20 protein-coding genes and 4 riboswitches are annotated in these 23,983 nt (G+C 27.3%); of the genes, 4 read left to right on the forward strand and 16 right to left on the reverse strand.

Features of this window, described 5'->3' with window-relative positions; genetic code table 11:
- Positions 1 to 5: 5 nt before the first annotated feature.
- From ACN6I1_RS09355 to ACN6I1_RS09395, 9 genes are all read right to left on the reverse strand, one after another.
- On the reverse strand, positions 6 to 1,802 hold the full coding sequence (locus ACN6I1_RS09355; RefSeq protein WP_419741730.1) for an ASKHA domain-containing protein: 1,797 nt from the start codon (positions 1,800 to 1,802) through the stop codon (positions 6 to 8).
- A gap of 11 nt (positions 1,803 to 1,813) precedes the next feature.
- Complete coding sequence (locus tag ACN6I1_RS09360; protein ID WP_419741731.1) at positions 1,814 to 2,833, reverse strand: methylcobamide:CoM methyltransferase MtbA; 1,020 nt, start codon at positions 2,831 to 2,833, stop codon at positions 1,814 to 1,816.
- 1 nt (position 2,834) lies between these two features.
- The gene (locus ACN6I1_RS09365; RefSeq protein WP_142729989.1) at positions 2,835 to 3,512 is read right to left on the reverse strand and encodes a corrinoid protein; all 678 of its coding nucleotides are present in this window, start codon (positions 3,510 to 3,512) and stop codon (positions 2,835 to 2,837) included.
- Positions 3,513 to 3,525: 13 nt separating this feature from the next.
- Positions 3,526 to 4,599: a uroporphyrinogen decarboxylase family protein gene (locus ACN6I1_RS09370; RefSeq protein WP_021431443.1), complete on the reverse strand. Its 1,074-nt coding sequence runs from the start codon at positions 4,597 to 4,599 to the stop codon at positions 3,526 to 3,528.
- 155 nt (positions 4,600 to 4,754) lie between these two features.
- A complete protein-coding gene (locus tag ACN6I1_RS09375) occupies positions 4,755 to 5,297 on the reverse strand; it encodes a hypothetical protein (RefSeq protein ID WP_419741732.1) in 543 nt (180 codons plus the stop codon).
- Positions 5,298 to 5,419: 122 nt separating this feature from the next.
- Positions 5,420 to 6,106, reverse strand: coding sequence for a hypothetical protein (locus ACN6I1_RS09380; RefSeq protein ID WP_419741733.1), 687 nt, complete (start codon positions 6,104 to 6,106; stop codon positions 5,420 to 5,422).
- Between the two features lie 100 nt (positions 6,107 to 6,206).
- The gene (cspC, locus tag ACN6I1_RS09385) at positions 6,207 to 7,892 is read right to left on the reverse strand and encodes a bile acid germinant receptor pseudoprotease CspC (protein WP_419741734.1); all 1,686 of its coding nucleotides are present in this window, start codon (positions 7,890 to 7,892) and stop codon (positions 6,207 to 6,209) included.
- A gap of 15 nt (positions 7,893 to 7,907) precedes the next feature.
- A complete protein-coding gene (locus ACN6I1_RS09390; protein WP_419741735.1) occupies positions 7,908 to 10,349 on the reverse strand; it encodes a S8 family serine peptidase in 2,442 nt (813 codons plus the stop codon).
- A gap of 138 nt (positions 10,350 to 10,487) precedes the next feature.
- Positions 10,488 to 10,856 carry a VOC family protein gene (locus ACN6I1_RS09395; RefSeq protein ID WP_021433496.1) on the reverse strand — a complete coding sequence of 123 codons (369 nt, stop codon included), beginning with the start codon at positions 10,854 to 10,856 and terminating at the stop codon, positions 10,488 to 10,490.
- Between the two features lie 153 nt (positions 10,857 to 11,009).
- Here ACN6I1_RS09395 and ACN6I1_RS09400 point away from each other — a divergent pair, with 153 nt between their 5' ends.
- Positions 11,010 to 11,333 (forward strand): winged helix-turn-helix transcriptional regulator, encoded by a 324-nt coding sequence (locus tag ACN6I1_RS09400; RefSeq protein WP_035117583.1) that lies wholly within the window; start codon positions 11,010 to 11,012, stop codon positions 11,331 to 11,333.
- A gap of 37 nt (positions 11,334 to 11,370) precedes the next feature.
- Here ACN6I1_RS09400 and ACN6I1_RS09405 read toward each other — a convergent pair whose 3' ends face one another.
- The 3 genes from ACN6I1_RS09405 to ACN6I1_RS09415 all read right to left on the reverse strand — a co-directional run bounded on the left by ACN6I1_RS09405 (position 11,371) and on the right by ACN6I1_RS09415 (position 18,642).
- Complete coding sequence (locus ACN6I1_RS09405; RefSeq protein ID WP_419741736.1) at positions 11,371 to 12,534, reverse strand: class I SAM-dependent methyltransferase; 1,164 nt, start codon at positions 12,532 to 12,534, stop codon at positions 11,371 to 11,373.
- 182 nt (positions 12,535 to 12,716) lie between these two features.
- Positions 12,717 to 16,640: a SpaA isopeptide-forming pilin-related protein gene (locus tag ACN6I1_RS09410; protein ID WP_419741737.1), complete on the reverse strand. Its 3,924-nt coding sequence runs from the start codon at positions 16,638 to 16,640 to the stop codon at positions 12,717 to 12,719.
- Positions 16,641 to 16,693: 53 nt separating this feature from the next.
- A riboswitch (cyclic di-GMP riboswitch) is annotated at positions 16,694 to 16,777 on the reverse strand.
- Between the two features lie 39 nt (positions 16,778 to 16,816).
- Positions 16,817 to 16,900: riboswitch (cyclic di-GMP riboswitch) on the reverse strand.
- A gap of 39 nt (positions 16,901 to 16,939) precedes the next feature.
- Positions 16,940 to 17,023, reverse strand: a riboswitch (cyclic di-GMP riboswitch).
- A 39-nt stretch (positions 17,024 to 17,062) separates the two neighbouring features.
- Positions 17,063 to 17,146: riboswitch (cyclic di-GMP riboswitch) on the reverse strand.
- A gap of 44 nt (positions 17,147 to 17,190) precedes the next feature.
- Complete coding sequence (locus ACN6I1_RS09415; RefSeq protein ID WP_419741738.1) at positions 17,191 to 18,642, reverse strand: DEAD/DEAH box helicase; 1,452 nt, start codon at positions 18,640 to 18,642, stop codon at positions 17,191 to 17,193.
- A gap of 120 nt (positions 18,643 to 18,762) precedes the next feature.
- On the opposite strand from ACN6I1_RS09415, the gene ACN6I1_RS09420 reads away from it, so the two are divergent.
- Both ACN6I1_RS09420 and ACN6I1_RS09425 read left to right on the forward strand, forming a co-directional pair.
- Positions 18,763 to 19,443, forward strand: coding sequence for a hypothetical protein (locus ACN6I1_RS09420; protein WP_419741739.1), 681 nt, complete (start codon positions 18,763 to 18,765; stop codon positions 19,441 to 19,443).
- A gap of 79 nt (positions 19,444 to 19,522) precedes the next feature.
- The gene (locus tag ACN6I1_RS09425) at positions 19,523 to 19,855 is read left to right on the forward strand and encodes a hypothetical protein (RefSeq protein ID WP_419741740.1); all 333 of its coding nucleotides are present in this window, start codon (positions 19,523 to 19,525) and stop codon (positions 19,853 to 19,855) included.
- A gap of 51 nt (positions 19,856 to 19,906) precedes the next feature.
- Here ACN6I1_RS09425 and ACN6I1_RS09430 read toward each other — a convergent pair whose 3' ends face one another.
- On the reverse strand, positions 19,907 to 20,299 hold the full coding sequence (locus tag ACN6I1_RS09430; RefSeq protein ID WP_278683618.1) for a hypothetical protein: 393 nt from the start codon (positions 20,297 to 20,299) through the stop codon (positions 19,907 to 19,909).
- 151 nt (positions 20,300 to 20,450) lie between these two features.
- On the opposite strand from ACN6I1_RS09430, the gene ACN6I1_RS09435 reads away from it, so the two are divergent.
- Positions 20,451 to 20,603 (forward strand): hypothetical protein, encoded by a 153-nt coding sequence (locus tag ACN6I1_RS09435; RefSeq protein ID WP_419741741.1) that lies wholly within the window; start codon positions 20,451 to 20,453, stop codon positions 20,601 to 20,603.
- A 17-nt stretch (positions 20,604 to 20,620) separates the two neighbouring features.
- Here ACN6I1_RS09435 and ACN6I1_RS09440 read toward each other — a convergent pair whose 3' ends face one another.
- From ACN6I1_RS09440 to ACN6I1_RS09450, 3 genes are all read right to left on the reverse strand, one after another.
- On the reverse strand, positions 20,621 to 22,030 hold the full coding sequence (locus tag ACN6I1_RS09440) for an ATP-binding protein (protein WP_419741742.1): 1,410 nt from the start codon (positions 22,028 to 22,030) through the stop codon (positions 20,621 to 20,623).
- 1 nt (position 22,031) lies between these two features.
- Positions 22,032 to 22,754: a response regulator transcription factor gene (locus ACN6I1_RS09445; protein ID WP_419741743.1), complete on the reverse strand. Its 723-nt coding sequence runs from the start codon at positions 22,752 to 22,754 to the stop codon at positions 22,032 to 22,034.
- Positions 22,755 to 22,915: 161 nt separating this feature from the next.
- Positions 22,916 to 23,941, reverse strand: a complete 1,026-nt coding sequence (locus tag ACN6I1_RS09450) for a hypothetical protein (protein ID WP_419741744.1) — start codon at positions 23,939 to 23,941, stop codon at positions 22,916 to 22,918.
- Positions 23,942 to 23,983 lie beyond the last annotated feature (42 nt).

Here is a 23,983-nt window from a genome sequence, read left to right on the forward strand (position 1 = left end):
ACCTTTTAAAATTTTAAGCAGTCTGTAAATAATCTTTCATATCCTTCTTTTGTAGATAGTTCAAAATAATTTATATCACTTGCTATAAAATCCATATTTTTTCTAATGTCCTTAGATAATAAGCTCATAATAGCTCCTGTTTTTGAAGAATTACCTATGTATGTTATCCTATCTTTAAGCTCTTTTGGTATTATGCCAACCCCAACTAAACTTTCTATGCTTAGGTGTTTACCAAATTGCCCTGCTATTATTACTTCATCTAATTCATTTATTTCCATATTAACTTGATCTGCCAATGCGTATATTCCTGACAAAATAGCCCCCTTAGCAAGTTGAACTTGTCTTATGTCTTCTTGAGTTATAGATATTTCCTTATCAAGTTTAGATATTATAAATCGTCTCTTTTTATTTTCATCTACTATGTAATTACTTAAGTGACTTATTTTTTCATTATCTTTCACAGCATCTTTTTTTGCTATACGTCCTGTTTTTCCTATAAGCTTCACTCTTGCTAATTCACTAATTGCATCAACAATTCCACTTCCACATATTCCTACAGGTTGCTGATTTCCTATAGTATTGATACTTATTTCATTTCCAATTTTAATATTTTCAATAGCTCCATCTCCAGCTCTCATTCCACAGCTAATATTCATACCCTCTAACGCAGGCCCAGCTGCACATGAACAAGATACCAACTCGCCTTTTTTAGATAAAACCATTTCTCCATTTGTACCTATATCTATAAATAATACATTTTTATCCCTCTCTTTTAAGTTACTAACACACACACCGGCTACAATATCAGCTCCTATATAACTAGATACGCCTGGAAGTAAATATACGCTTCCAAACTTAGATATTTCTATACCTAAGTCTTTAGCTCTAATATTTTTACTTTTCACAAACGTAGGTGAATATGGAGATTTCCCTATAGACATAGGATTAATATTTAATAATACATGCATCATAGTTGTGTTTGCAGCTATTGAAACTTCATATATATTAGATTCATTTATAGAGTTTTTGATGCATAGTTTTTTTATTAAATCATTTATACAATTTATAATTAATTTATGTAAAGTTTCTAATCCATTTTCTTTGTTCTTGATAAAATGAATACGAGATAAAACATCTAATCCATATTCTTTTTGTGGATTTATTTCACTTTCAGAACTTATTTCACATTTATTTTTAACATCAATTAATGAACAAACCACAGTTGTTGTTCCAATATCTATAGCAACTGAATATAGTTTATCCTGTGTATCATTTACTTCTATTCCTATTAATTTTTCACCTATATACACACCTGTACATTTTTCACATTCAAATATATTAGGTATATCTTTCAATAAGTAGTAATCATCTTTAAAATCACATTTAAAATGTTTTTCAAGTATTTCTTCATAAGGTATGTTATTATCTAGAGTAGGTTTTTCTATATCATATACTTCTTTTCTAAGTAGTGGTTTTTTTTCAAAGTTTGGCATGTAGCCATCTGATAATATCTTATGATTTGTATCTTTTTTATCTAAAAATTCTATGTGTATATCACCTTGAGGATAAACTAAACATCCTAACCTTACTTTATTATCAATTTCATCTCTAGATAAAAATTTAAATTCTTCATTAGTTAAAGGATTAATATTTCCACTTAAAACTTTAACTTTGCACTTCCCACATAGCCCCTTTCCACCACAAGGACTTTCCATACCTAAGTTATTACTTTGTATTATATCTAAAAGATTTCTCCCGACTTCAAATTTATAACTTTTGTCCCCATCATATAAAAGACTCATAAAATCCCTCTTTATCTGCTATAATTTTTTGTACATTCTAATAGAACTTGTATATTATCTAATTTAGTTCTTACTCCTATTCCACAAGCTGGAGATATTATATCTACTCCATTTTTCAAACATGAATCGCACATAGCTTTTAAACTTTCTGTATCACTATTTTCAAGTGCAAAAGTACTTACATTTCCCATAATTGCTTTATTTGATACATTTTCAATAACTTGTTTAACACTAGTTATTGAGTCAAAACTAATTGCATCGCTATGTAATGAATTTAATTCTTTATATATGCTTTTTAACCTTCCACATATATGTATTATAGTTCCCCCATTTGCATACTCTTTTAATTCATCTATTATTCTATTTAAATATGGAACTGCAAATTCATTAAAGTTTTTAGCACCTAATATTTCGCCTGTCCCACTAGGGTCTGATATTGTTAAGATATCCGCACCTGCTTCAAGCTGAGCTTTTCCAAAAACTATAAGGTTATCAGTTACCAAGTTCATAAGTTCATGAATCATTTCAGGTTTTTTTCTTATTTCTTTAAAAAATATCATAGGTTCAAGTAGTGATGATGCCAAACTAACTGGTCCTGTTAAATTTGCAATTATTGGAATATCTTCATTTCTTTCTTTTAATATCTTAATAGCATCTACGACTACTTTTGCTCTTCCTTCATTAACATTTATATTTGTTAATTTTTTGTATTCTTCACTAGACATAATCGGATATTCAGTTACTCTAGGTTCTGTATTTTTAGTTCCCATATACACAGTAGCTCCCATGCCTTCAGCTTCTACTGTCATACAAAATGGAACTCCAAAGTTTTCAAATGCTTTGTTTTTATACATACCTTGTGTTAAGTCAGCCATCATTTTTGGATTTAAATGAGCTTCTGGCCAAGTTACACCCTCTATATCCATAACATCTTCAATTATCATATTCATCATCCCCCCAGGACATATGCATGGGGGTCTGTCTACATTCTCTTTTTTTAAAACTTTAAACAGTCGCTCTTTTGGGTTCATTTTATACCACCTCTTTAACTGTGGCTCTTTTTTTATCTACTAAATCTTTTGCAAGTTTTACTGCTTTAGAAGCTTCATGAGCATATCCATCTGCTCCAATTTGATCTGCAAAGCTTTGTGATATAGGCCCTCCACCTACCATGACAATTACATCATCACGCATATTTTCTTCTTTTAATAAGTCTATTACTACCTGCATGTTATCCATTGTAGTTGTCATAAGAGTAGACATTCCTACCACATCAGCATTAATTTCTTTTGCTTTGTTTACAAAATCTATTGGTGGAACATCTCTTCCTAAATCAAAAACTTCAAATCCTGAAGTTTCTAACATTATTTTAAATAAGTTCTTTCCTATATCATGAGTATCACCTTCAACAACACCTACTACAGCTCTATAATGCTCTCCTGTTTGATGTTTTTGTAAACGTGGTTTTAATATATTAATTCCTTCATACATTGCATCTGAACATAAAAGTAATTCAGGTATATAATACTCTTCTTCTTCATATAGTTTTCCAGCTTCCTCCATACCTGATGCTAATCCTTTAGATATACCTTCGTATGCATCAAAGTCATTTTCTATATATTCATTTGCTACATCTATAACTTCTTCATCTTCCATTTCAAGTACACATGAAGCTAATTTATTTAATAAAGATTCTTTTAAGTTTTCCATGTTTATATTCCCCCTATAAATTTTTTATGTTAATTGGGTATGCTCCAAATATTCTGGCAGCATCCATTAATGCTATAATTTTTTTAGGATCAGTTCCTATTGGGACATCGCAGCCTGTACTTAATATAAATCCACATTTACTATCATGAGCTTTTTTTATACATTCTCTAGCTTCATTATATATATCCTCAATACTACCTCTCATTATAGTTTCAACAGGGTCAACATTACCTATTAAGCAAACCTTATCCCCATAAGCTTCTTTTAATTCTCCAATATCATCTACATTATCTAAACTTAAATTAGATATTCCGATATCTACCATATGTCCCCATACTTTTTTAGTTTTCCCACATATATGTAAAGTTGTCCCACTTCCAGTTCTTTCAACAATTCTATCCATACATCTTTTTAAGTACGGTTTTGCAAATTCTACAAAGTTTTTCTCGCTTATCATAGTGCATGATGCATTTGGCTCTGCTAAGCTTGGGGCAAGCCCAATGTCACATGCTGCATCTATATAGTTTATAACACTCTGAGTTGAAAGCTCTAATAATTCATGAGCTTGATCTTTATTTTTAGTTAAATCTCTTAAAAATTTATCTGTTCCTCTTAAAAAAGAAGCTGTAGTAAATGGTCCTCCAACAGAAGTTCCAACACCAACTACTGAATTTAATTTATCTTGAGTGATCTTTAAAGCTTCTAAGAAATATCTTATTCTTCCATCTTTATAAGGATCTATAGGCTTTAATTTTCCTATTTCGCTATAATCATTTATAGCAGATTTACTTATATACGGTGTATTATGTGTTGGAAATGTAACTTCACTCCCCATGGCCTCCGGTATACCTTGTAACCCTGGTCCAAAGCCTATACTATCTGGTCTAAATAATTCATAGCTTCCTACTGCTACATCTACAAGTGCATCTACCGAGTGATTGTATTCATATATCGTATGCCCAAATATAGCTGATACACTTTCACCTAAAAAAGGTGAACATAAAATTCTATCCATTGGCTCTCCCTTAGAGAAAGCTTCCATTCTTTCTTTCGGCGTCATTTGATCTTTATTAATTTTATATTCCATAGCCCTACCTCTTTATCTTTTTAAATATTACATATTCATATTACAATATATGTTAATTTTCTACAAATTGATAATATCGATACACAAAAACAAAGCTATCGATATTATCAATATAAAAAAAATATCTAACTTAACAAAGTTAGATATTTCTTTATTTATCTAATACCATAAAATCTTTCAAGATAATTAATCATTTCATCTGCTATATTTAAATAATAATATATACTTACTAAATATTCTGAGAAAAACAAGTCTGTAGCTTCTCCCTGGGCTAATCTATCTACTAAAAGTGATTGTTGCTGTAGTGATGAATCTAGTATAAATGCTACTATTTCAATTTGATTTGCAACAAATAAATCTGAAGGTGAATCTTTGTATACAACTTTAAATCTAGCTATAAGATTTAAAATTGTTTTTAGTTCTGATGAATAAGATGTAATTTGTTTTTGTATAGTATCTGCTTTTTGTTTAGCTGTTTCTGAATTGATACTTATAGTATTCATATTATTTCTTATTCTTTTTATTTCACTAAAGTATTTTATTAATTCTTCTTTTCCCTTTAATTCTTTACTTATTTGAGGTGGAGCTGAAGAAATTTTATAGCTTTTATCAACTCCATATATTGTTGAAGATGTTATTGTTAATAAAATAATGGTAGCAATAAAAATTGATATGAATCTAGATGCAGTGTTCTTCATTGTTATCCTCCTAAAATTTTTCTTATCTATTATTTTCTTCATTAAAAAAATATATATTCCAAAAAAATAAAAAATACTATGCTCAAATTTGAGTATAGTATTTTTTATTTTCATTCGAATTTTTAATTGTTAATATTATTAAAATCTATAATCATATTTATTTTCAAATCTTTAGATTCTAAAGATATATTTTTCAATATTACTTCCTTGAAATTATTTTTATCAATTACGACATTTCCTTTTTCAAATTTAACATTTATATTGCTATCTTTAGAAAACCAATCTTTTATAAAGCTTTTCAATGCTATATCAACTATCCAATCATATAACTTTAAATCCAGTAATTTAACTTCTTTAATATTTAAAATCAAATTATTATTCTTATCCACAGTTGGCAAAAACTTAACTTCAATGGGAGTTGTTATGTTTTGATTTACTTTATAATCAACCTTTGCAATTATCCCATTCTCTTCTATGTCTATATTTACATTGTTTATTTTATCATTTTTAGTCTCCTTTAAAAAATAGTTTATTCCATTTAAAATAGACTTTTCAGGAACTAAAAATTCACCTTTTACGCCTACTGGATTATCTATTAATTCTATATTTGTTGCTTTAACTCCAGCTATATCTCTAAAGAAAGTTAAATTTTTTGATTCTGAATTTTCAACTATATCTTTATTTTTTTCTATTTTTTTAACTTGTTGAATTTGCTGTGTATCTAATTTTTTAATAGAAAATATTATAGTTGCAGATAAAATCAAAAAAATTATTATACCTAAAAAAATTTTTTGTTTTTTATTTTTCATTCCAATTGCTCCCCTTTAATATTCATTATTTATATATAATACCCTTATTTTCAAAAAAATAAAGTGTTTGAATATTAATTTTAATATTCAAACACTTTACCTATCTTAAATTCTCAGCTATACTTTCCATAGTTTTTTTAAAGTTTAAAACTCCATATCCTAAGTTAACATTTGGATAACTGTATATGTCCTGCCTATCTGCACCTATCATTAAGTAAGTTTTTATTACTTCTGTAAATAATAAATTTCTTCCAAGCTCACTTTGAGAACTTATATACTCCATTAAAACAGATGCCACTCCACTTATAATAGAACTGCTTACTCCAGTTCCCGTTCCCTTTGCATACTTATTGTTTTTATAAGGTCCTATTATATCGACTCCTGGAGCTACTATATCCGGTTTTAAAGGGTTTTGATTTAATGTTCCTCTTGATGACTGAATCCATATACTATCAGTATTATTATTATATGCGCCTACAGATAATACATTTTCAGTAGAGGCAAACCATGTTGTTGTTGAAAACGAATTTGAATTTATAAACCTTGTATCTTTATCTAATAAATTTTTATTTGGCAAAAATACGTCATATTCCCCAGATATTAAAAATTCTGCCTTTAATCTTAAGGTCCAAATTCCAGGTTTTATATCCTTTAAATTTATTACAATTTCTTCTGTTCCTGATTTAAGCCATGGGTATAAAAATCTCATGTCATAATTAGTTTTCTCTATATTAAATCTACCTTTATATATGAATCTGTCTGGTGAATATTTTATATCATAGCTCAACTCTCCTGATGGAGATATTAGAGATGCATTTATTTTATCTGGTCCAACACAAGATACTATAATATCTAAGTTTTTTTGTTCTCCAACTTGTATTAATATATCTACAACATCATTAATATTTTTAATATTCCCTTTATAATGAGTATCTGTATTGCCCTCATTTCCTAATCCACAAACAATAATTACTCCAGGAATTGTTAAGCTTTCAAATGATTCTAATAATGTCGTTTCAACAACACCTTCACTTTTACTTGCCACTGTCAAATTTATAACCAAACTTTTGGGGTGCTTTCTTAAACTATCAATAACATATTTAATTCCTGCTAAAAAGTCACTAAGTGCATAACTTATTCGCCCTTCTTTATATACACCAACTTCTTCTCTTAACTTAACTACTATCAATTCACTATCTGTTGCAATACCTTTACATTCAAAGTTTTCATTTCCCAACCCAACAGCAATGCCAGCTGCTAGTGTTCCTGTTCCAATATTATCTTCTGTTAGAGTTGAATCTTGTCTAGAAATATATTCATTTATCTGTTCATTTGTAAACTCACTCCCAAAGTTTAAGCCTTCAGGTGGATTTCCTTTATCAGAGTCTTGATCCCAAATAGATATTATTTTTGATGTTCCATCTTTTTTTATGAAATCAGGGTGCATATAATCTATCCCCGAATCTATAATCGCTATAATAGTGCCTTTTCCAGTTGGATTTATATATGGGTTTTTTTCAATGTAATCTAATGCTGAAATAGACCTGGCAGGCTTACCATTGTCACTGTTTAAATTTATTTCTATAAGTGAACTCATATGAGTTGAAACTCCCCAATCATATATACATTCAATTTTAAAGAAAATTTCTTCATCAAAGTCTTCACCAACATATATAGCAACAGCTTTTCTATTTAAAACAATATAGTTATTTAGGTTTTTTTGACTTAATTGAGTTTTTAACTCTTCCTCATTTCCATTGTATATAGCAACATATGATTTCCCCAAATAATCACCCCTTAACTATTTAATTTGATCAAAAGTATTTTTTATATTTAAAATTCCATACCCATAGCTTGCATCAGGATAACTTATTTTACTATCTCTCTTAGCCCCTGCCCTTAAGTATGTCTTTATTTTTTGAACTACAGACTTATCTTTATAATTTTCTTTAAAAAGCACATACTGCATTATTAAAGCAATCGATCCTGCCGTATATGATGCTGCAACCCCACTTCCACTTACTGTTGCATACTTATCATTTTCATGCGGTGCTATTATATTTACACCTGGTGCTACTATATCTGGACTTTCAACTCTACCTCTATTTCCAACCACAGGTCCTCTTGATGATTCTGTCCATATACTAGAATTTAAACTATTGTAAGTTCCTACAGTAACTGAATCCTTGTATATAGAAGGATATGTTAGTGTGTAGTTTGGATTTCCATCTCTAAACTTAGTTCCAGGATTTAACATCAAATTATTGGGCAAGTAAATATGGTACACTCCATTTGTTATAGACGCTCCAATTAACCTTATCTTCCATATCCCCTTACTTACATTTTGTAAATTTATTATTGTAGTTTGTTGTCCTGAATAATATAGTGGATATGTTGACCATATAGAGTAATATGTATTTTCAAAGTCAAACAATCCTTCAAGTACATTTAAATTTGATACAAGTGATGTTTTGCTTTCTTCACCTGATGGAGATATAATTAATAGGTTTAATTTATCTGGTTTATCTACCCATAAGTCAATTTCAATTTCTTTTTCATACTCTGCTATTTCAATTTCGATTTCTTTAACTTCTCCAGCAAAACTTATTTTGCCCATAGTATGTGTCTTTCCATTTCCCTCATTCCCTGCTCCTGTAACTTCACATACTCTATATTCATAAAATAAATCATTATCCATAAATCCAATACCTGGGGAAACCAAGTTATTACTACCCAAAGTTATATTCTGAACTATTGGCATATGTAATTTTTTTGATTTTTTATAGCTATAATCTATTCCACTTAAAAAAGTTCCATTATTATAAAATCCATCTATTTTTTTTAATTTAACAACTATTAAATCAGCCCCTTCTGCTACTCCTGCATAAGACTTATTTATACTCCCAAGTCCTGCGCATATTCCTCCTAGTGCAGTCCCTATACCTTCTTCGTCAGTAGATAAATTAGGGTTTTTTTCAGCTATTGCTTTGTTTATATCCTCTCTTGTATATTCAGTTCCTATGTTGAATCCTTCTGGAGGATTCCCTTCTTTAGTTTGATCCCATAAATATAAAATTTTTGAGGTTCCATCAGGATATATAAAATCTGGATGTAAATAGTCTATCCCTGAATTTACAATGCTTATTATAACGCCTCTTCCATCTAGGTTTACATTTGGATTTGTTTTAAAATAGTTAACCCCTATCTCTTCATTCGATGTATATCCATTTTCTATTCCTTTAGATAAGTTTGTTAGCTGAACCATCTTTGCATATCTCTGCATTTTATAAATATATGTAAATGAGTATAATCTCCCTAAATCTATAATTCTATCTTTTTGTATAAATACAATGCCCATTCCATCTGATAGCTTATAAAATTTAAATATATTTTCTAACGTTTTTAACTGCTCTTCGTATTTTGGATAATAATATATAATGAATATAGGTTCAAATTCATTTGAATCTATATATGATTTTGGAAAATCTCTATACTCTAAATTACTTTCTATTTTTTCTTTTTCCATAAACGATGTTTCAATACATTTATTTTTAGTTATTTCATTAAATTTAAATATCCAAATTCCTTTTTCTATGAATTTTTCTGATTTTAAGTTTATATTTATTTCATTTTTATTTTGTTCATATAACTTTAATTTAACATTGTTGATTTTAAATTTTTTTAATTTACTATTTAAACTTATATCTTTAAATTTAAAATTAGAAGGATCTGTAATATTTAGGATTAAGTCTTGATTACTTTTTAAAAATAATTTTATATTCATTATTTTTTGATATTTATTTACGTTTAATTTCAATTCTTTACTTCTTTCTAACCTAATATATAAATTGCTTTTATAATACTTTTGATTTAATTTTGAGTCTTCTAGTTTTTTTATATCTATAATTGTATCTATATTAAATTCATTAATAATATTAAAAATACTATGTATAAAACTTTCAATATTACTTTTTTCAATTTCTTTTATATTTTTTTCTATATGTACTTCTATAAACGCATTTGTTGAGTTTTGATTAAATATATTGGCTTCATTATATATAATATAACCATAGGGGTACTTTGACTTTAAGCCCTCCATAACTTCACTACCTATTTTCTGATTTTCTATAATTTGGGATTCTAGATAGCTCTTTATTATTTCTATACTACAACTTAATTTTTCATAAATTGATAGTGAGAATCTACCGTATTGAACTGTAATTGGATACTTTATAAATTTCACCCCCCAATTAATTATTCTAATAAAATATATATGTACTTATTTTTAATGAATGATAGTTTTATGCTTATTTTAAAATAAAAAAACCAGCTAAATATGCTTATATGCATATTTAGCTGGTTTTTTTATTTGCTTTTATGACTATTTTGAAGGTAAAATTTCTATCCAATAATTATCTGGGTCTGCTATAAAATATATCCCCATATCCTTATTTTCAAAACAAATGCATCCCATTTCTTTATGTAAATTATAAGCTGCATCAAAATCATCAACTCTTAATGCTAGATGGAACTCATTATCTCCTAAATTATATGCTCTATCCCATTCTTTAAGCCATGTTAGTTCTAACGTATGTGTAGTTTCTCCATCTCCTAAATAAGATAGTATAAAACTTCCATCTTTTGCTTCATGTCTTTTTACTTCTTTAAGCCCAAGTGCCTTTTCATAAAACTCTAAACTTTTTTCTAAATTTAACACGTTTATATTATTGTGACAAAATCTAAATTTCATATATAATCCTCCCTGTATACATTAATAATTGCTTATTTAATTATACTAATATTAATTTATATTATAATCAAGTACTTACTAAAAAGTTAGTATTATGTTAAATTGTTTTATAGGTTAAAATATAGTAAAGATCCAATAAAGGTTGTGATAATTTTGATTATTAGAGATGGTAAAAAGTATGTTTGTAAATTAGATTTGGCTTTTGAAGTAATTAGAGGAAAGTGGAAAGTAATAATCCTATGTCATTTACTAGAAGGTCCTAAACGTTTTTTAGAACTACAGAGAATTACTTGTGGTGTAAGCCATAAAGTTCTAAATGAAAAATTAAAAGAAATGGAAAACGATGATTTAATATGTAAATTAGTATACGATGAACTTCCACCTAAAGTAGAATATTATTTAACAGAAAAAGGCAACGATTATGCAAAAGTACTTAAAAGTATAGAAAGTCTTGGAGATAAGTATTTCGATATATAAAAAGGAATCAATTAAGATAATTGATTCCTTTTTCTCTTTATATTAATTTATCTTCTTTTAATAATTTTAGTAAAGTTGGATTTAAATTAAACTCTTTTATAAGATTATCAACTTCTTTCATTGCTCTCTCTTTCTTTTCTTGTGAAATAGAACCTTTAGAAGCTCTTATTAAAATATTTTTAGGGGAATGTGCTATATCTATAAATTCAAGAATTTGTGTTTTATATCCCAATGCTTCTAATAAATTTCCTCTAACCGCATCTGTCATAAGAGCTGATACTCTTTCCTTTATAATCCCATACTTAGTTAACATCGAAAACTCATCAGAATTTATCTGTTCATTAAATTCATGCTGACAACAAGGCACTGAGAAAATCATTTTTGTATTCCACTTCACAGCATTATAAAGTGCATAATCTGTAGCTGTATCACATGCATGTAAAGTTATAACCATATCCACATTATCAGTGTACTTATATCCATTTATATCTCCAAGTTCAAATTTTAAATTTTCATAATTATATTTTTGAGCTATATCATTACATTTCTTTATAACATCTGCTTTTAAATCTAAACCAATCATTTTTACATTTATTTTTTTTATTTCAACAAAATAGTAGTAAAGTACAAATGTTAAATATGATTTTCCACATCCAAAATCTAGTATAGTCAATTCTTTATAATCATTTTTCTTTATCTCATCATCAATTATTTCAATAAACCTATTTATTTGTTTGTACTTATCGTATTTAGATTTAACTACTTTTCCTTCTTTTGTAAATACACCTAAATCTATTAAAGGCTGTATTAACATACCTTCTTTAAGTATATAATTTTTTTCTCTATTATGATTTTTATTTATTAAATTTTCATTATTACTTTTTTTCTTCCCTAAAAACACCTTGCCTTTTTTAGATATTTTCAAATCATAATTAGTGCTTTCAGACCAAGCAGCTACTTGTTTATAACTCTCAAAAATCATTTCAAATAATTTTGTTCCTATCATTTCTAACTCTATATTTTCATGAAAAACTTGTTTATCTGTATATTTTTCTATCTGATAGTATTCCTTATTATTTTTTTCCTTTAATTCAATATTAATTTTATTATATTTAACATCTTTATTTAGCTTATTACTAATAACAACTTTTAAAAGCTTTTCATTTGTTATTTCTTTAATCTTAATCTTTAATTCTTCCATAATGTCACACCTTATCATTTCTAATTTTAGTTTTTGATACAACAAATACTATTATATATTACAAGTCTAATAAGTTAAACTATTTTGTATAAATGTATCTATTATTATTTCAATCAATAATGTATATAAAATAAAAAGTAGAGTACTAAAATAAATTAATACTCTACTTTATTTTTAAACCTTTACTTTCTTCTTTTATTGAAAGTACTTGCTGCTAATCCTATAGTTGAAATTGTAAATAACCCTATGTACGGTAACATGCTAGTGTCATATGTTTGTGGACTACTTGAACTGTTTGATTCATAACTGCTTTTGTTATTAGATGTATTTATTTTATCTTTTTGAACATCATCCTTAACTTGATTTGAACTAGTTGTATTTTCTTCATTCTTTGAGTTTGAATCATCCTTTTTAATTTCCTCTATAACGATAGGATCATTTGTAACTATTTTACTTATTACTTGATTTTGTTCCTTTATTTCAAATAGATACAATTTATCGTCTATTTTATATCCTTCTGGTGCTTTTGTTTCTTGGTAATAGTAGTTTCCATATCCTAAGTTATCGAATTCTACTTTTCCTTCTTTATTTGTCATAGCTTTCGCTATTTCTTTTTTATTACTATCAAATATAGTAAATTCTGTGTTCGCTAATACTTTTTTACTATCCTTTGAATCGGTCTTTGTTATCTCTATTTTTCCTATTATCTTATCATCTGATACTGTCTTACTTATTACTTGATTGTTATCTTTTATTTCAAACGGATACATTTTGCTATCTATTGTGTATCCTTCTGGTGCTTTTGTTTCTTGGTAATAGTAGTTTCCATATCCTAAGTTATCGAATTCTACTTTTCCTTCTTTGTTTGTCATAGCTTTCGCTATTTCTTTTTTATTGCTATCGAATATAGTAAATTCTGTATTGGCTAATACTTTTTTACTATCTTTTGAATCTGTTTTTGTTATCTCTATTTTTCCTTTGATCTTATCGTCTGATACTGTCCTACTTATTACTTGATTGTTATCTTTTATTTCAAATGGATACATCTTGTTATCTATTGTGTACCCCTCTGGTGCTTTTGTTTCTTGGTAATAATAGTTTCCATATCCTAAGTTATCGAACTCTACTTTTCCTTCTTTGTTTGTCATAGCTTTCGCTATTTCTTTTTTATTACTATCGAATATCGTAAACTCTGTGTTCGCTAATACTTTTTTACTATCCTTTGAATCTGTTTTTGTTATCTCTATCTTTCCTTTGATCTTACCATTTGTAACTGTCTTACTTACTACTTGCTTATCTGTTTCTATCTTAAAAGCATGTTTAGTATTATCTATTGCATACCCTTCTGGTGCTTTTGTTTCTTGGTATGTATATTCTCCATATACTAAGTTGTCAAATATAATCTTACCATCTTTATCTGTTACTGCTTTTGATACTTCTTTTCCATTCTTATCAAATACTGTGAATTCTGTTCCTGGTAAGAACTTCTTAGCATCCTTTGAGTCTGTTTTTGTTATTTCTAGCTTTCCTTTTATTGCATCATCTTTTGCTACCTTGCTTATTACTTGATTGTTGTCTTTTATTTCAAATGGATACATCTTGTTATCTATTGTGTATCCTTCTGGTGCTTTTGTTTCTTGGTAATAGTAGTTTCCATATCCTAAGTTATCGAATTCTACTTTTCCTTCTTTGTTTGTCATAGCTTTCGCTATTTCTTTTTTATTACTATCGAATATAGTAAATTCTGTATTTGCTAATACTTTTTTACTATCTTTTGAATCTGTTTTTGTTATTTCTATCTTTCCTTTTATTTCATCATTTTTAACAACTAAGTTGATATCTGAATCGGAATCTAATTTTATTTCAAATTGTATAGGATCAATATTTAAAATGTATCCTTGTGGTGCCTTTTTTTCAATAGCTTTATATTTACCTGGTGAAAGCTTTAAATTAGCTATCCCGTCTTTACCTGTTGTTACACTTGTTATCTTGCTTCCACTTAAATTTTGAATTTCAAATATAGCACCTTCTAATACTTTTTTTTCATTATCTGAATCAACTTTTTTAATAGTTGCATTATGATCAGATTGTGTATTTACTATATTTCCTAAATCTACAGTAGTTCCTATTTGATTTTCATTTACACTAAACTTTATCTCTTTACTATCTAAGTTGTATCCTTTAGGAGCTTTTGTCTCTTTTAAATAATATACTCCTGGATTATCTATTGAATGTGATAAGCTTCCATTTGAATCACTCTGTAATGTAGTTATGACTTTTTTATTACTATCCATTAAATCAAAAGTTGCCCCTGAAAGTGGAGATTTTGTTACACTATCAATTTTTTTTGCAGTAAATCTATACCCTTTTTTTGTTTCAACTTTATTAGTTGTAGAGTTGTTTATCTTTGCAACATTAGTTACAGTTTTTCCATCTTCAACTTTAGAAAAGTCCGTTTTTATTTTTACTTGAAGTGGTTCTCCATACTCTATTTCTTTTTTATCATTTGTAATTTTTATAGTATTGCTTTCTTTGTCTATATTTACATTAAAGTGTTCTGGAGTATCAACTCCTAAAATTTCAACTGCTGGATCTAGCTTATCTGTTAAGTTTAAATATCCTTTATCAAAATATCCATAACAATCAAAATCTATTGTATAGTTTACTATTTGATTGTCCCCTTTTTTAAGTAATGTCTTGTCTACTTTTTTTCTTGCATTTATAGCCCCTGCATTCATTTCGTATCTTACAACATTTTGAACATCTTTAGATGTGTTGTCATAACTTAATTTTGCTTTATTTGTGTAAGCCTTTTGTCTCTGTGTAACTTCTAAGTCATAATAAATTAAATAATGCTTATCTGTATTCCCTATATTAACAGTTAGCTTATTATTTTCAAATTTTATCTTATCTTTCATTTTATCTGTTACCCATTCAAAGTTATCAGAGATATCATATGTACCTACCATAATACTTCCATCTACTAATTTCATTCCATCTGGAATGTTATCTTCAATAATTGCATTTGTTACACTTTGATTATTAGGGTTTATATCAAGTGTATACTTAACCTTATTGTCATTAAGATTTACTATATTTATTGTATTTCCATTTTCATCTTTTGCTGTCTCATTTGTTCTACTATATTTAGTTAACATTTTACCATCGTCTTTAGGTTTTACTATTGCTTTTGATGATAACGTTTCATCATGTTTAATTAAATTAACAATATTATCATAGCGTTGCATATTTTGTCTTATTATAACGCTATAACTTACTCTATATTTGTTGTAAGTAGTTCCAAAATTTACATTAACTGAATTATTTTGAGTATTTATTTTGCTTTGAAAATCCCCTGTAACATCTTTCTCTGGTTGTCCATATTGTATTTCATAAACTTTTACAGAATCTTTTACTAACTCCATTCCTTCAGGAAGAGTGTCTTTTATATAAGCATTATACATATTTGCATATTTTTCATTTACATATACACTGTATTTAACTTTTTTTCCTATGACAGGATTGTTTATATTGTTTATTAATGTTCCATTTTCATAACCATCATATCCATCTGGATTGTCAACAGTTTTATAAACTTGTCTATCAGTTACAGTTGGTGGATCTACTGGTACTTTTTCATCTGGGGGAACTATTTCCACATCAATATATTGAACTGTCCCATTTAAATTAACTTCAACTCTTTGTGTTGTATTGGTTTCAACATCTTTAGCTGTAGCCTTTACACTCATGTATCCACCTATTGCATCATTTGCACCTTCACTAAACACAGCTGTAACAGTTGTGCCATCTACAGTTACATTTTTAAAATGTTCTGGCGGATATTTAGGCTGAATATTTTCAAACACATCAGGCAATTTAAATGTTATTGTATCTCCAGCTTTTATACTCCCTGGTCCATTTAACGCCTCATAATTTAGATTAAATTCAACTTGTTCCCCTGATTCCAATTTTGTCTTGCTACTCGTTAATGTCAGCTTAACATTATTGTTTTCAGCAAATACTGTCATCCCTGGAGATATAATGTTTAGTATTAAGTTCAATATTACAATCATACTAAGCATTCTATACTTTTTTTTCGTTCTCACAAAATCACCTCATCTTAATTTTTTATAAAAAAAAACTATACTTATAATTAATTTATAAATATAGCCGGTTGCACCACTGACTCCATATACCCCAGGTGCCCACATACAGGGTATACTTCTTTGTCTCTATTTTTTCAATTTTTATAACCCAAATAAAAAAGGCTATATTTATATTCAATAAATATAGCCGGTTGCACCACTAACTCCGTATATCCCAGGTGCCCACATACAGAATATACTTCTTCGTTTCTATTTTTTCAATTTTTATAACCCAAATAAAAAAGGCTATATTTATATTCAATAAATATAGCCGGTTGCACCACTAACTCCGTATATCCCAGGTGCCCACATACAGAACATACTTCTTCGTTTCTATTTTTTCAATTTTTATAACCCAAATAAAAAAGGCTATATTTATATTCAATAAATATAGCCGGTTGCACCACTAACTCCGTATATCCCAGGTGCCCACATACAGAATATACTTCTTCGTTTCTATTTTTTTAATTAACCTACGTAATTTTAGCATATTTTGACATTTTTTGCAATATTATATCTTATTATCTCTTCTTACTTTTACTAATTTTTTCTTTATATTTATTTGGTTATAGTCTTTCAAGAATTTCTCACCTTTATAATTTAATAAGTCAACATATGAATACAGATCATGAACTTCAATTACTCCTATATCTTCATTGGTTATTCCTTTTATATTGCTAAATGTCCCTACTATATCTATAATTCTTATTTTTTTCTTTTTACCCGCATTTAAATATATTCTTGTTACTTCACTGTGAATTTTTTCTTTATTATGTACTTTCCTTCTGTTTTTGAAAATTGCCGCTGATTTTTGTTCAAACTCATATTTGCCACTTTTTATTTTATCACTTGTTGTATCTTCTAAAACATCGATATCATACCCTATATATTCTTTTATTTCATCTATATATTTTTTATCTTTATCACTTACTATAGTCACTGCTTTCCCATATCGATCATGCCTTCCAGTCCTACCTATTCGATGCACATAATTCTCCTTATCCCTAGGAACATCATAATTTATTACTAAAGATATATCGTCTATGTGAATACCTCTGCTAGCTACATCTGTACTTACTAATACATTATATTTTCCATTTTTTAAATCTTTAATTGTGAATATTCTTTTATCTTGAGACATATCACCATGTAATTGTTCTACTAAAAACTTATCTTTTTTCATCTTTCTATATAATTCAGATACTCTATCTTTGGTGTTCAAGAATATGATTGTGGTTTCAGGTTTTAAAGTATATATAATATTTCTTAAAGTTTCATATCGATTTTCATCATTAGAGTACACCAAATTTTCTTCTATTTTATTTTTGAAAATGCAATTTTCATCAATAATAATTTGATTATATTTTCCCATATACATTTCGCATATATGGCTTATTTCTTTACCTATCGTAGCTGAAAATAATCCAGTAGTAGCCTTTGTAGGAATATTGTTAAATATAAATCTCATATCATCTACAAAACCTTTATTTAACATTTTATCAGCCTCATCTATAATAAAATATTCTAACTGTTTTAAACTTATTGTCCCTCTATTTATATGATCAATTATTCTTCCAGGAGTTGCTACCACTATATGTACTCTCTGCTTCAACTCAAAAATTTGCTCTTTTATTGGCTGTTTCCCAAATATAGCGCTACATCTGATTTTCTTTAACCTTCCTATATTTGAAATTTCATCTTTTACTTGAAGAGCCAATTCTCTTGTTGGGACTACTATTAATGCTTGTATGTTGTTATTTTCAATATTTATATTCTCACATATAGGAATTCCAAAACTAGCTGTTTTACCACTTCCGGTTCTTGATTTAACTACAATATTTTCTTTATTTAAAAGTTTTGGAACCACTTCTTCCTGAACTTTTGACGGTTCTAAGTATCCCATGTTAAAAAGCGCTTTAGTTATATATTTATTCAAATTAAATTTTCTAAAATTATTGTCCATTTTACCACCTTATTTTACTAAATTAAATTTTTATAGCTATTTATTATATCACACATCAGAACTAATATTACTTTTTTAACATATATTATATAATCGCTTTGATTTAGGAGGTGAATATATTTGTGTAGTCAAAAGGATTTTTTTAAATATTTGACATTTATGCTAAACAACTCTAACTTACCCAAAAATACCATAAATAATTATTTAAAAAATATTAGCTTTTTAAATAGTGAACTACAAATAATTTCAAGAAATAAGCCTAACTCATCAGATGAATACTATGTTAATTTAGACCTAAAATCAAATTTAAAAAATGCAATGTCTATAGAGAATAAACAAATCCATAAATTTCTAAAAAATAAAAATCAATTTGATAGAAATAATCTATATTTTAGTTTAGCTAGTTTTAATTTATATAACAGTATTTACAATAGCCTTTATTCTAGAAATGAATTTACATCTAAAGAATTATATTACTGTACAAAATTTGATACCCAAAGTAATACTGTAAATCTAATAATTAATAGCTTAAAAGAATCAAGTGATACTTTATATTTAGATGGGTATATCTTAAATCTAAAAAATTTTGCTATAGCTGACTTATTTAACTTTTATATAGAATTAAGGGATGCTAGAGGAATAGTTTTTGCAAGTAAAATTTTCAAAAACATAGATATCGCAGGTAACTTAGGCGTATACTCAGCAAAAAAAGTCTATTTACCTTTTTTAAGTAAAGAGTATGAACTTTTTAATGCTGACTTAAGCAGTATTACATGGTACTATACTTACGATTTTGTTTAAATTTTCAGAATTGACTCATAACTATAATCTTAATTTAATAAAATTAAATATATTAAATTTTAAAAGGAGAATTCTATTTATGTTTGAAATGATAAAGTTTCCTTATAATAGTATGCCTATAGCTAGGTTAGACTCAAATAATGTAGTTCATAATCATTTGTACCATAATTGCCCTATTGGAAAAGCTTATAATAACATTATTTATGATAATTTCAACAACATTGTAGGAAGTATAGATGGTGATGGATTTGTATACTCAAACAGCTCCAACTTAGATCCTATTGGAAATGTTGATAATAATGGATTTGTTTATAAAGGAAATAAATTAGTCTGTAAAATAAACTTTAATAATTCTATGTGTCCTAAACTAGCTGGAGCTTCATACCTTTTGCTAATTCACGAAAACAGATAACAAACAAAAAAAGGCCCCTTGTACAAATACAAGGGGCCTTACTTTTAAAAACTATTTTTTACAACATATTTTTTTAGCTGTTTTACATAGTTCCTTATTATCTTCTAGTATAGCCATTAATATTAACTCTTCTAAACCTGGATGCCCACATGGAAAATGTCCGCCATCTTCTAATATTCTTATTATTTCTCTTATTCCTGGGTGACCGCATGGTAAATCCATATCTGATAATAAATCATATACAAATTTTCCTAAAATTTCATACACATCATTTTTGTTTCTATCTCTACAAGTTGGGAATTTAACCCATTGCCATCCATTTGAACAATTACACTTGCATTTATTACATTTGTTACAACAATTACATGGTTTGCATTGATTCCATTGATTATTGCATTGACAAGTCTTTTTGCAAGAACATCCTTTTTTATATTTGCAGCTCATGCTTTCAGCTCCTATATAGTAATGTATGGATAAAATATCCATACATTACTATATGACAAGTTTCATTTTTTGACACTATTTTGCTTTTTTTATTTTTATTCATTTTTTTGCACCATATTTTACACTTATATATATATTAATATAAGGAGGTGTGTATATATGCAAAATAGAAACTTTTTATGTTGTAGATGTAAGTGCTGTGGAAGATGTTTTTTATTTTTTAAAATTTGTCCTAGATGTGGTTGCTGTAGATGTTGTTGTAGATGCAAATGTGGATGCTAATTGTATTAAAAAGTCGATCTAAATATAGATCGACTTTTTCTACTTAACAATTATTTTAATTTTAGTTCCTTTACCAACTTCACTATTCAAATCTATATCAAACCCATGGGCAACTATAATGTCTTTAGCTATTGCCATTCCAAGACCAGACCCTTTGTGTACCTCTCCAGTACTTGTGCCTCTATAGTACCTATCAAATATTCTTTCTAAATCCTTTTTTTCAATACCTTTTCCATTATCTTCAATATTTATAATCGTTTCAGATTCACTTATATATTCAACTTCAACTTTAATTTTCACCTTATCATTGTTATGAATTAATGCATTATAAACGAGATTGTTTATTACCCTCTTAAAAAGCATACTGTCTACTGATTTAGTTATTGAGTCTTTGTTTGAAGTAAACTCTACATCTCTATTTGAGTACTTAGGATCATTTAAAATCTGAATCACAGAATCTTTTATAATTCTAACTATATTTTCATCTTTTTTACTTAAAACTCTATCACTGCTTTTTAATTTCATCGTTAAGTTTAAATCATCAACTAATTCTTTTATATACTCTGACTTTTCATTAATTATAACCCCATAATCTTTAGCTTCTTCTCTATTTATATCATAATCTTCATCACTTAAAATTTCTGCATATCCTTTTATTGAAGATAAAGGTGTTTTTATATCGTGAGAAATATTTGCTATCCACTCTTGTTTTAATTTATCTAATTTATTTCTTTCAATTTCATTACTTTTTAGTGTATCTGACAATTTATTTAATTTTTTATATACACTTACGTATAATCCTTTTTCTTTATAATATACATCGAATTTTCCTTCTTCTAAATTTTCTACACCTTTTATAATATTTTTCATAGGTTTTGTTAATCTTCTACTAAAAATATAGCCGACTATTAAAGCTATTATCAAATCTATAAATAATATTATCCATATTACTTTTATTATAGTGCTCCCGAAATCTTTTGTTCTATATGTTATTATATATTTTTCTATTTTTCCTTTCTGAAACCCTAGTAAATACGTATAATCTGTATCCCCTATCTTTTTGCTTGAAACTAAAATATTATCTGCATTGGAATTTGGTAGTCCGCCTGCATACTTATATCCGTTTATAAGTTCCATTGGAGTATACTTTTTATTTAATTCCCTTGGAGTATTGTAACTATATACTTGAACTGCATTTTCATCTAAAATTTGTATCCAAACATCCTTTTCTTCTAATACTTTTTTTCCTTCTTGACTTATATCTAATTTATTATCCTCTAATTGTATATATTTACTAAACTCTCTAGTAAAATCAGTTTCTGGTATTTCTGAGGATTTTGCTTTATTTGATAAAGTAACTCCCAGTATCCCTATTATATTTAATATAGTTACAATCATAACTACACAAATAATACTAACTACGTATCTTAGTGTTATTTTCCACTTCATATTAATCTTCCTTTAAAGTTAATTTATATCCTAACCCTTTTATATTTTTTATATATTTAGGTTTAGACGGGTTATCTTCTATTTTTTCTCTAAGTCTTCTTATATGTACCATTATAGTATTATCATACCCTATAAAATCATCTCCCCATACTTCGTCACAAAATTTTTCTTTGCTTATAATTTGTTCTAAATGTCTAGCCATATATATAAACATTTTAAATTCTTTAGCTTTTAGTTCTAGCGGCTCCCCATTTTTTTTAACCTCTATTTTCTCTTCATCAATCTCAAATGGACCGAACTCTAACTTAGTGCTTTCAGGTTCTTCTTTTATTGAATTTAATATAATGTTTTTCTTTAAATTTAACTTTACCCTAAGTACAACTTCTTTTGGGCTAAATGGCTTTGTTATATAATCATCAGCCCCTAATGCAAGCCCTACTAGCCTATCCATCTCTTCAGTCTTAGCTGATAAAAATAAAACTGGAACTTGAGATATAGCTCTAATTTCTTTAAACACATCATATCCTTCTTTATCCGGCAACATTATATCTAACACTACTATATCTATGTTTTTGTTTTTAAATATATCTAAAGCTTCACTACCTGTTTCTGCTGTATAAATATTGTTAAACCCTTCCTTTTTAAAAACTGTACTTAATAACTTTAATATATCTACTTCATCATCCACTAGTAGTATATTTTTTTCTTTTATTGTACTTTCCATATAAACCTCCTATATGTAATTTTTTATAACGTTTATTTAATTGTATTTTATCGTAAAAAAAACTAATTTACAAATAATGTATATAAAACAAAATGACTAATATTTAAGTATAATTAAATATTAGTCATTTTTTATAAATCCTATAACTCGTTGCTTTAAGTTTATTTAGTTAGAACCTGTCTAAATACATATATGTTTAATCCAATACCTACTAACAACAATGCTCCTAATACTATATAAACCAAACTTACAATCCCTACACTTTGACCAAGAAAGCTAATATTACCCATATAATTTCCTATAACCATTTCTGGATGCATTATTATATCTATATAGTTTGAATAATTAATTATACTCATTAATTTTGCAGGTAAAAATTTCATTAAAGTTAGTAACTTTCCTATAACTAGGAATACAGTAATTCCAACTATAGATTCTACTGAGTTTTTAGTTATAAATGAAAATAAACTTGCAAATATGCCAGTGCTAATAAATAAAATCATCATTGTTAATATGCTTTGAGCAGTATATGCATTTATTGACACTGGCTTTATTAAAGCTACTACATCAATCATTCTATACACCTGTAAAGCTCCATTTGCTGGTTGCCCATATTGAATCATCGTTATACAACATATTAGTAATACATATATTAAATATAAAATGACTGGCAATATTATAGATAGTGAAAGTTTCGAAAATAAAGCTTTCAACTTATTTTTACTTGATAATATTATAGAATCTACATTAGATAATTTTTCATCTGTATATATATTTGAAAATATATATATTATAGTACCGACGATGACAACACTTGCAAGCATATTGCTAACTCTATAATTGAAAACTTTATAAAAACTTATATCTCTATATTCTTTCCCCGAATCCTTCTCAAGCTTTAAACTTGCCATTTCACTAATCTTTTTAGTTAATTCATCTGAGTTTTTTAATTTTTCTTGCGATTTAAGTTCTTTTAACTCACTAGTTTTATGATTTAATTTTTCATTTGCTATAGTAAATTCAGATCTAGTATCTGATATATAATTTCCTTTATCATCTATATATGAGTGTTCTGTTTCTAAATCAGGACTTAAAACACTCATCATTCCACATAAAAGAATTAAGATAATACTAGATATTAGTATCGATTTATTTTTAAATAATTTTTTAATTTCCCATTTAAGCATGTGTTACCTCCTAAAGATAATTTTATAGTTTTTAGATTCCAT

Source organism: Paraclostridium dentum (assembly GCF_048568265.1).
Lineage (GTDB): Bacteria > Bacillota > Clostridia > Peptostreptococcales > Peptostreptococcaceae > Paraclostridium > Paraclostridium dentum.

Excerpts from the sequence above, each read along its gene's own strand:
- ACN6I1_RS09375 (WP_419741732.1), bottom strand. The coding sequence starts at position 5,297 with ATGAAGAACACTGCATCTAGATTCATATCAATTTTTATTGCTACCATT.
- ACN6I1_RS09425 (WP_419741740.1), top strand. The coding sequence starts at position 19,523 with ATGTTTGAAATGATAAAGTTTCCTTATAATAGTATGCCTATAGCTAGG.
- ACN6I1_RS09370 (WP_021431443.1), bottom strand. The coding sequence starts at position 4,599 with ATGGAATATAAAATTAATAAAGATCAAATGACGCCGAAAGAAAGAATG.
- ACN6I1_RS09365 (WP_142729989.1), bottom strand. The coding sequence starts at position 3,512 with ATGGAAAACTTAAAAGAATCTTTATTAAATAAATTAGCTTCATGTGTA.
- ACN6I1_RS09360 (WP_419741731.1), bottom strand. The coding sequence starts at position 2,833 with ATGAACCCAAAAGAGCGACTGTTTAAAGTTTTAAAAAAAGAGAATGTA.
- ACN6I1_RS09380 (WP_419741733.1), bottom strand. The coding sequence starts at position 6,106 with ATGAAAAATAAAAAACAAAAAATTTTTTTAGGTATAATAATTTTTTTG.
- ACN6I1_RS09445 (WP_419741743.1), bottom strand. The coding sequence starts at position 22,754 with ATGGAAAGTACAATAAAAGAAAAAAATATACTACTAGTGGATGATGAA.
- ACN6I1_RS09440 (WP_419741742.1), bottom strand. The coding sequence starts at position 22,030 with ATGAAGTGGAAAATAACACTAAGATACGTAGTTAGTATTATTTGTGTA.
- ACN6I1_RS09395 (WP_021433496.1), bottom strand. The coding sequence starts at position 10,856 with ATGAAATTTAGATTTTGTCACAATAATATAAACGTGTTAAATTTAGAA.
- ACN6I1_RS09355 (WP_419741730.1), bottom strand. The coding sequence starts at position 1,802 with ATGAGTCTTTTATATGATGGGGACAAAAGTTATAAATTTGAAGTCGGG.
- ACN6I1_RS09415 (WP_419741738.1), bottom strand. The coding sequence starts at position 18,642 with ATGGACAATAATTTTAGAAAATTTAATTTGAATAAATATATAACTAAA.
- ACN6I1_RS09405 (WP_419741736.1), bottom strand. The coding sequence starts at position 12,534 with ATGGAAGAATTAAAGATTAAGATTAAAGAAATAACAAATGAAAAGCTT.
- ACN6I1_RS09450 (WP_419741744.1), bottom strand. The coding sequence starts at position 23,941 with ATGCTTAAATGGGAAATTAAAAAATTATTTAAAAATAAATCGATACTA.
- ACN6I1_RS09430 (WP_278683618.1), bottom strand. The coding sequence starts at position 20,299 with ATGAGCTGCAAATATAAAAAAGGATGTTCTTGCAAAAAGACTTGTCAA.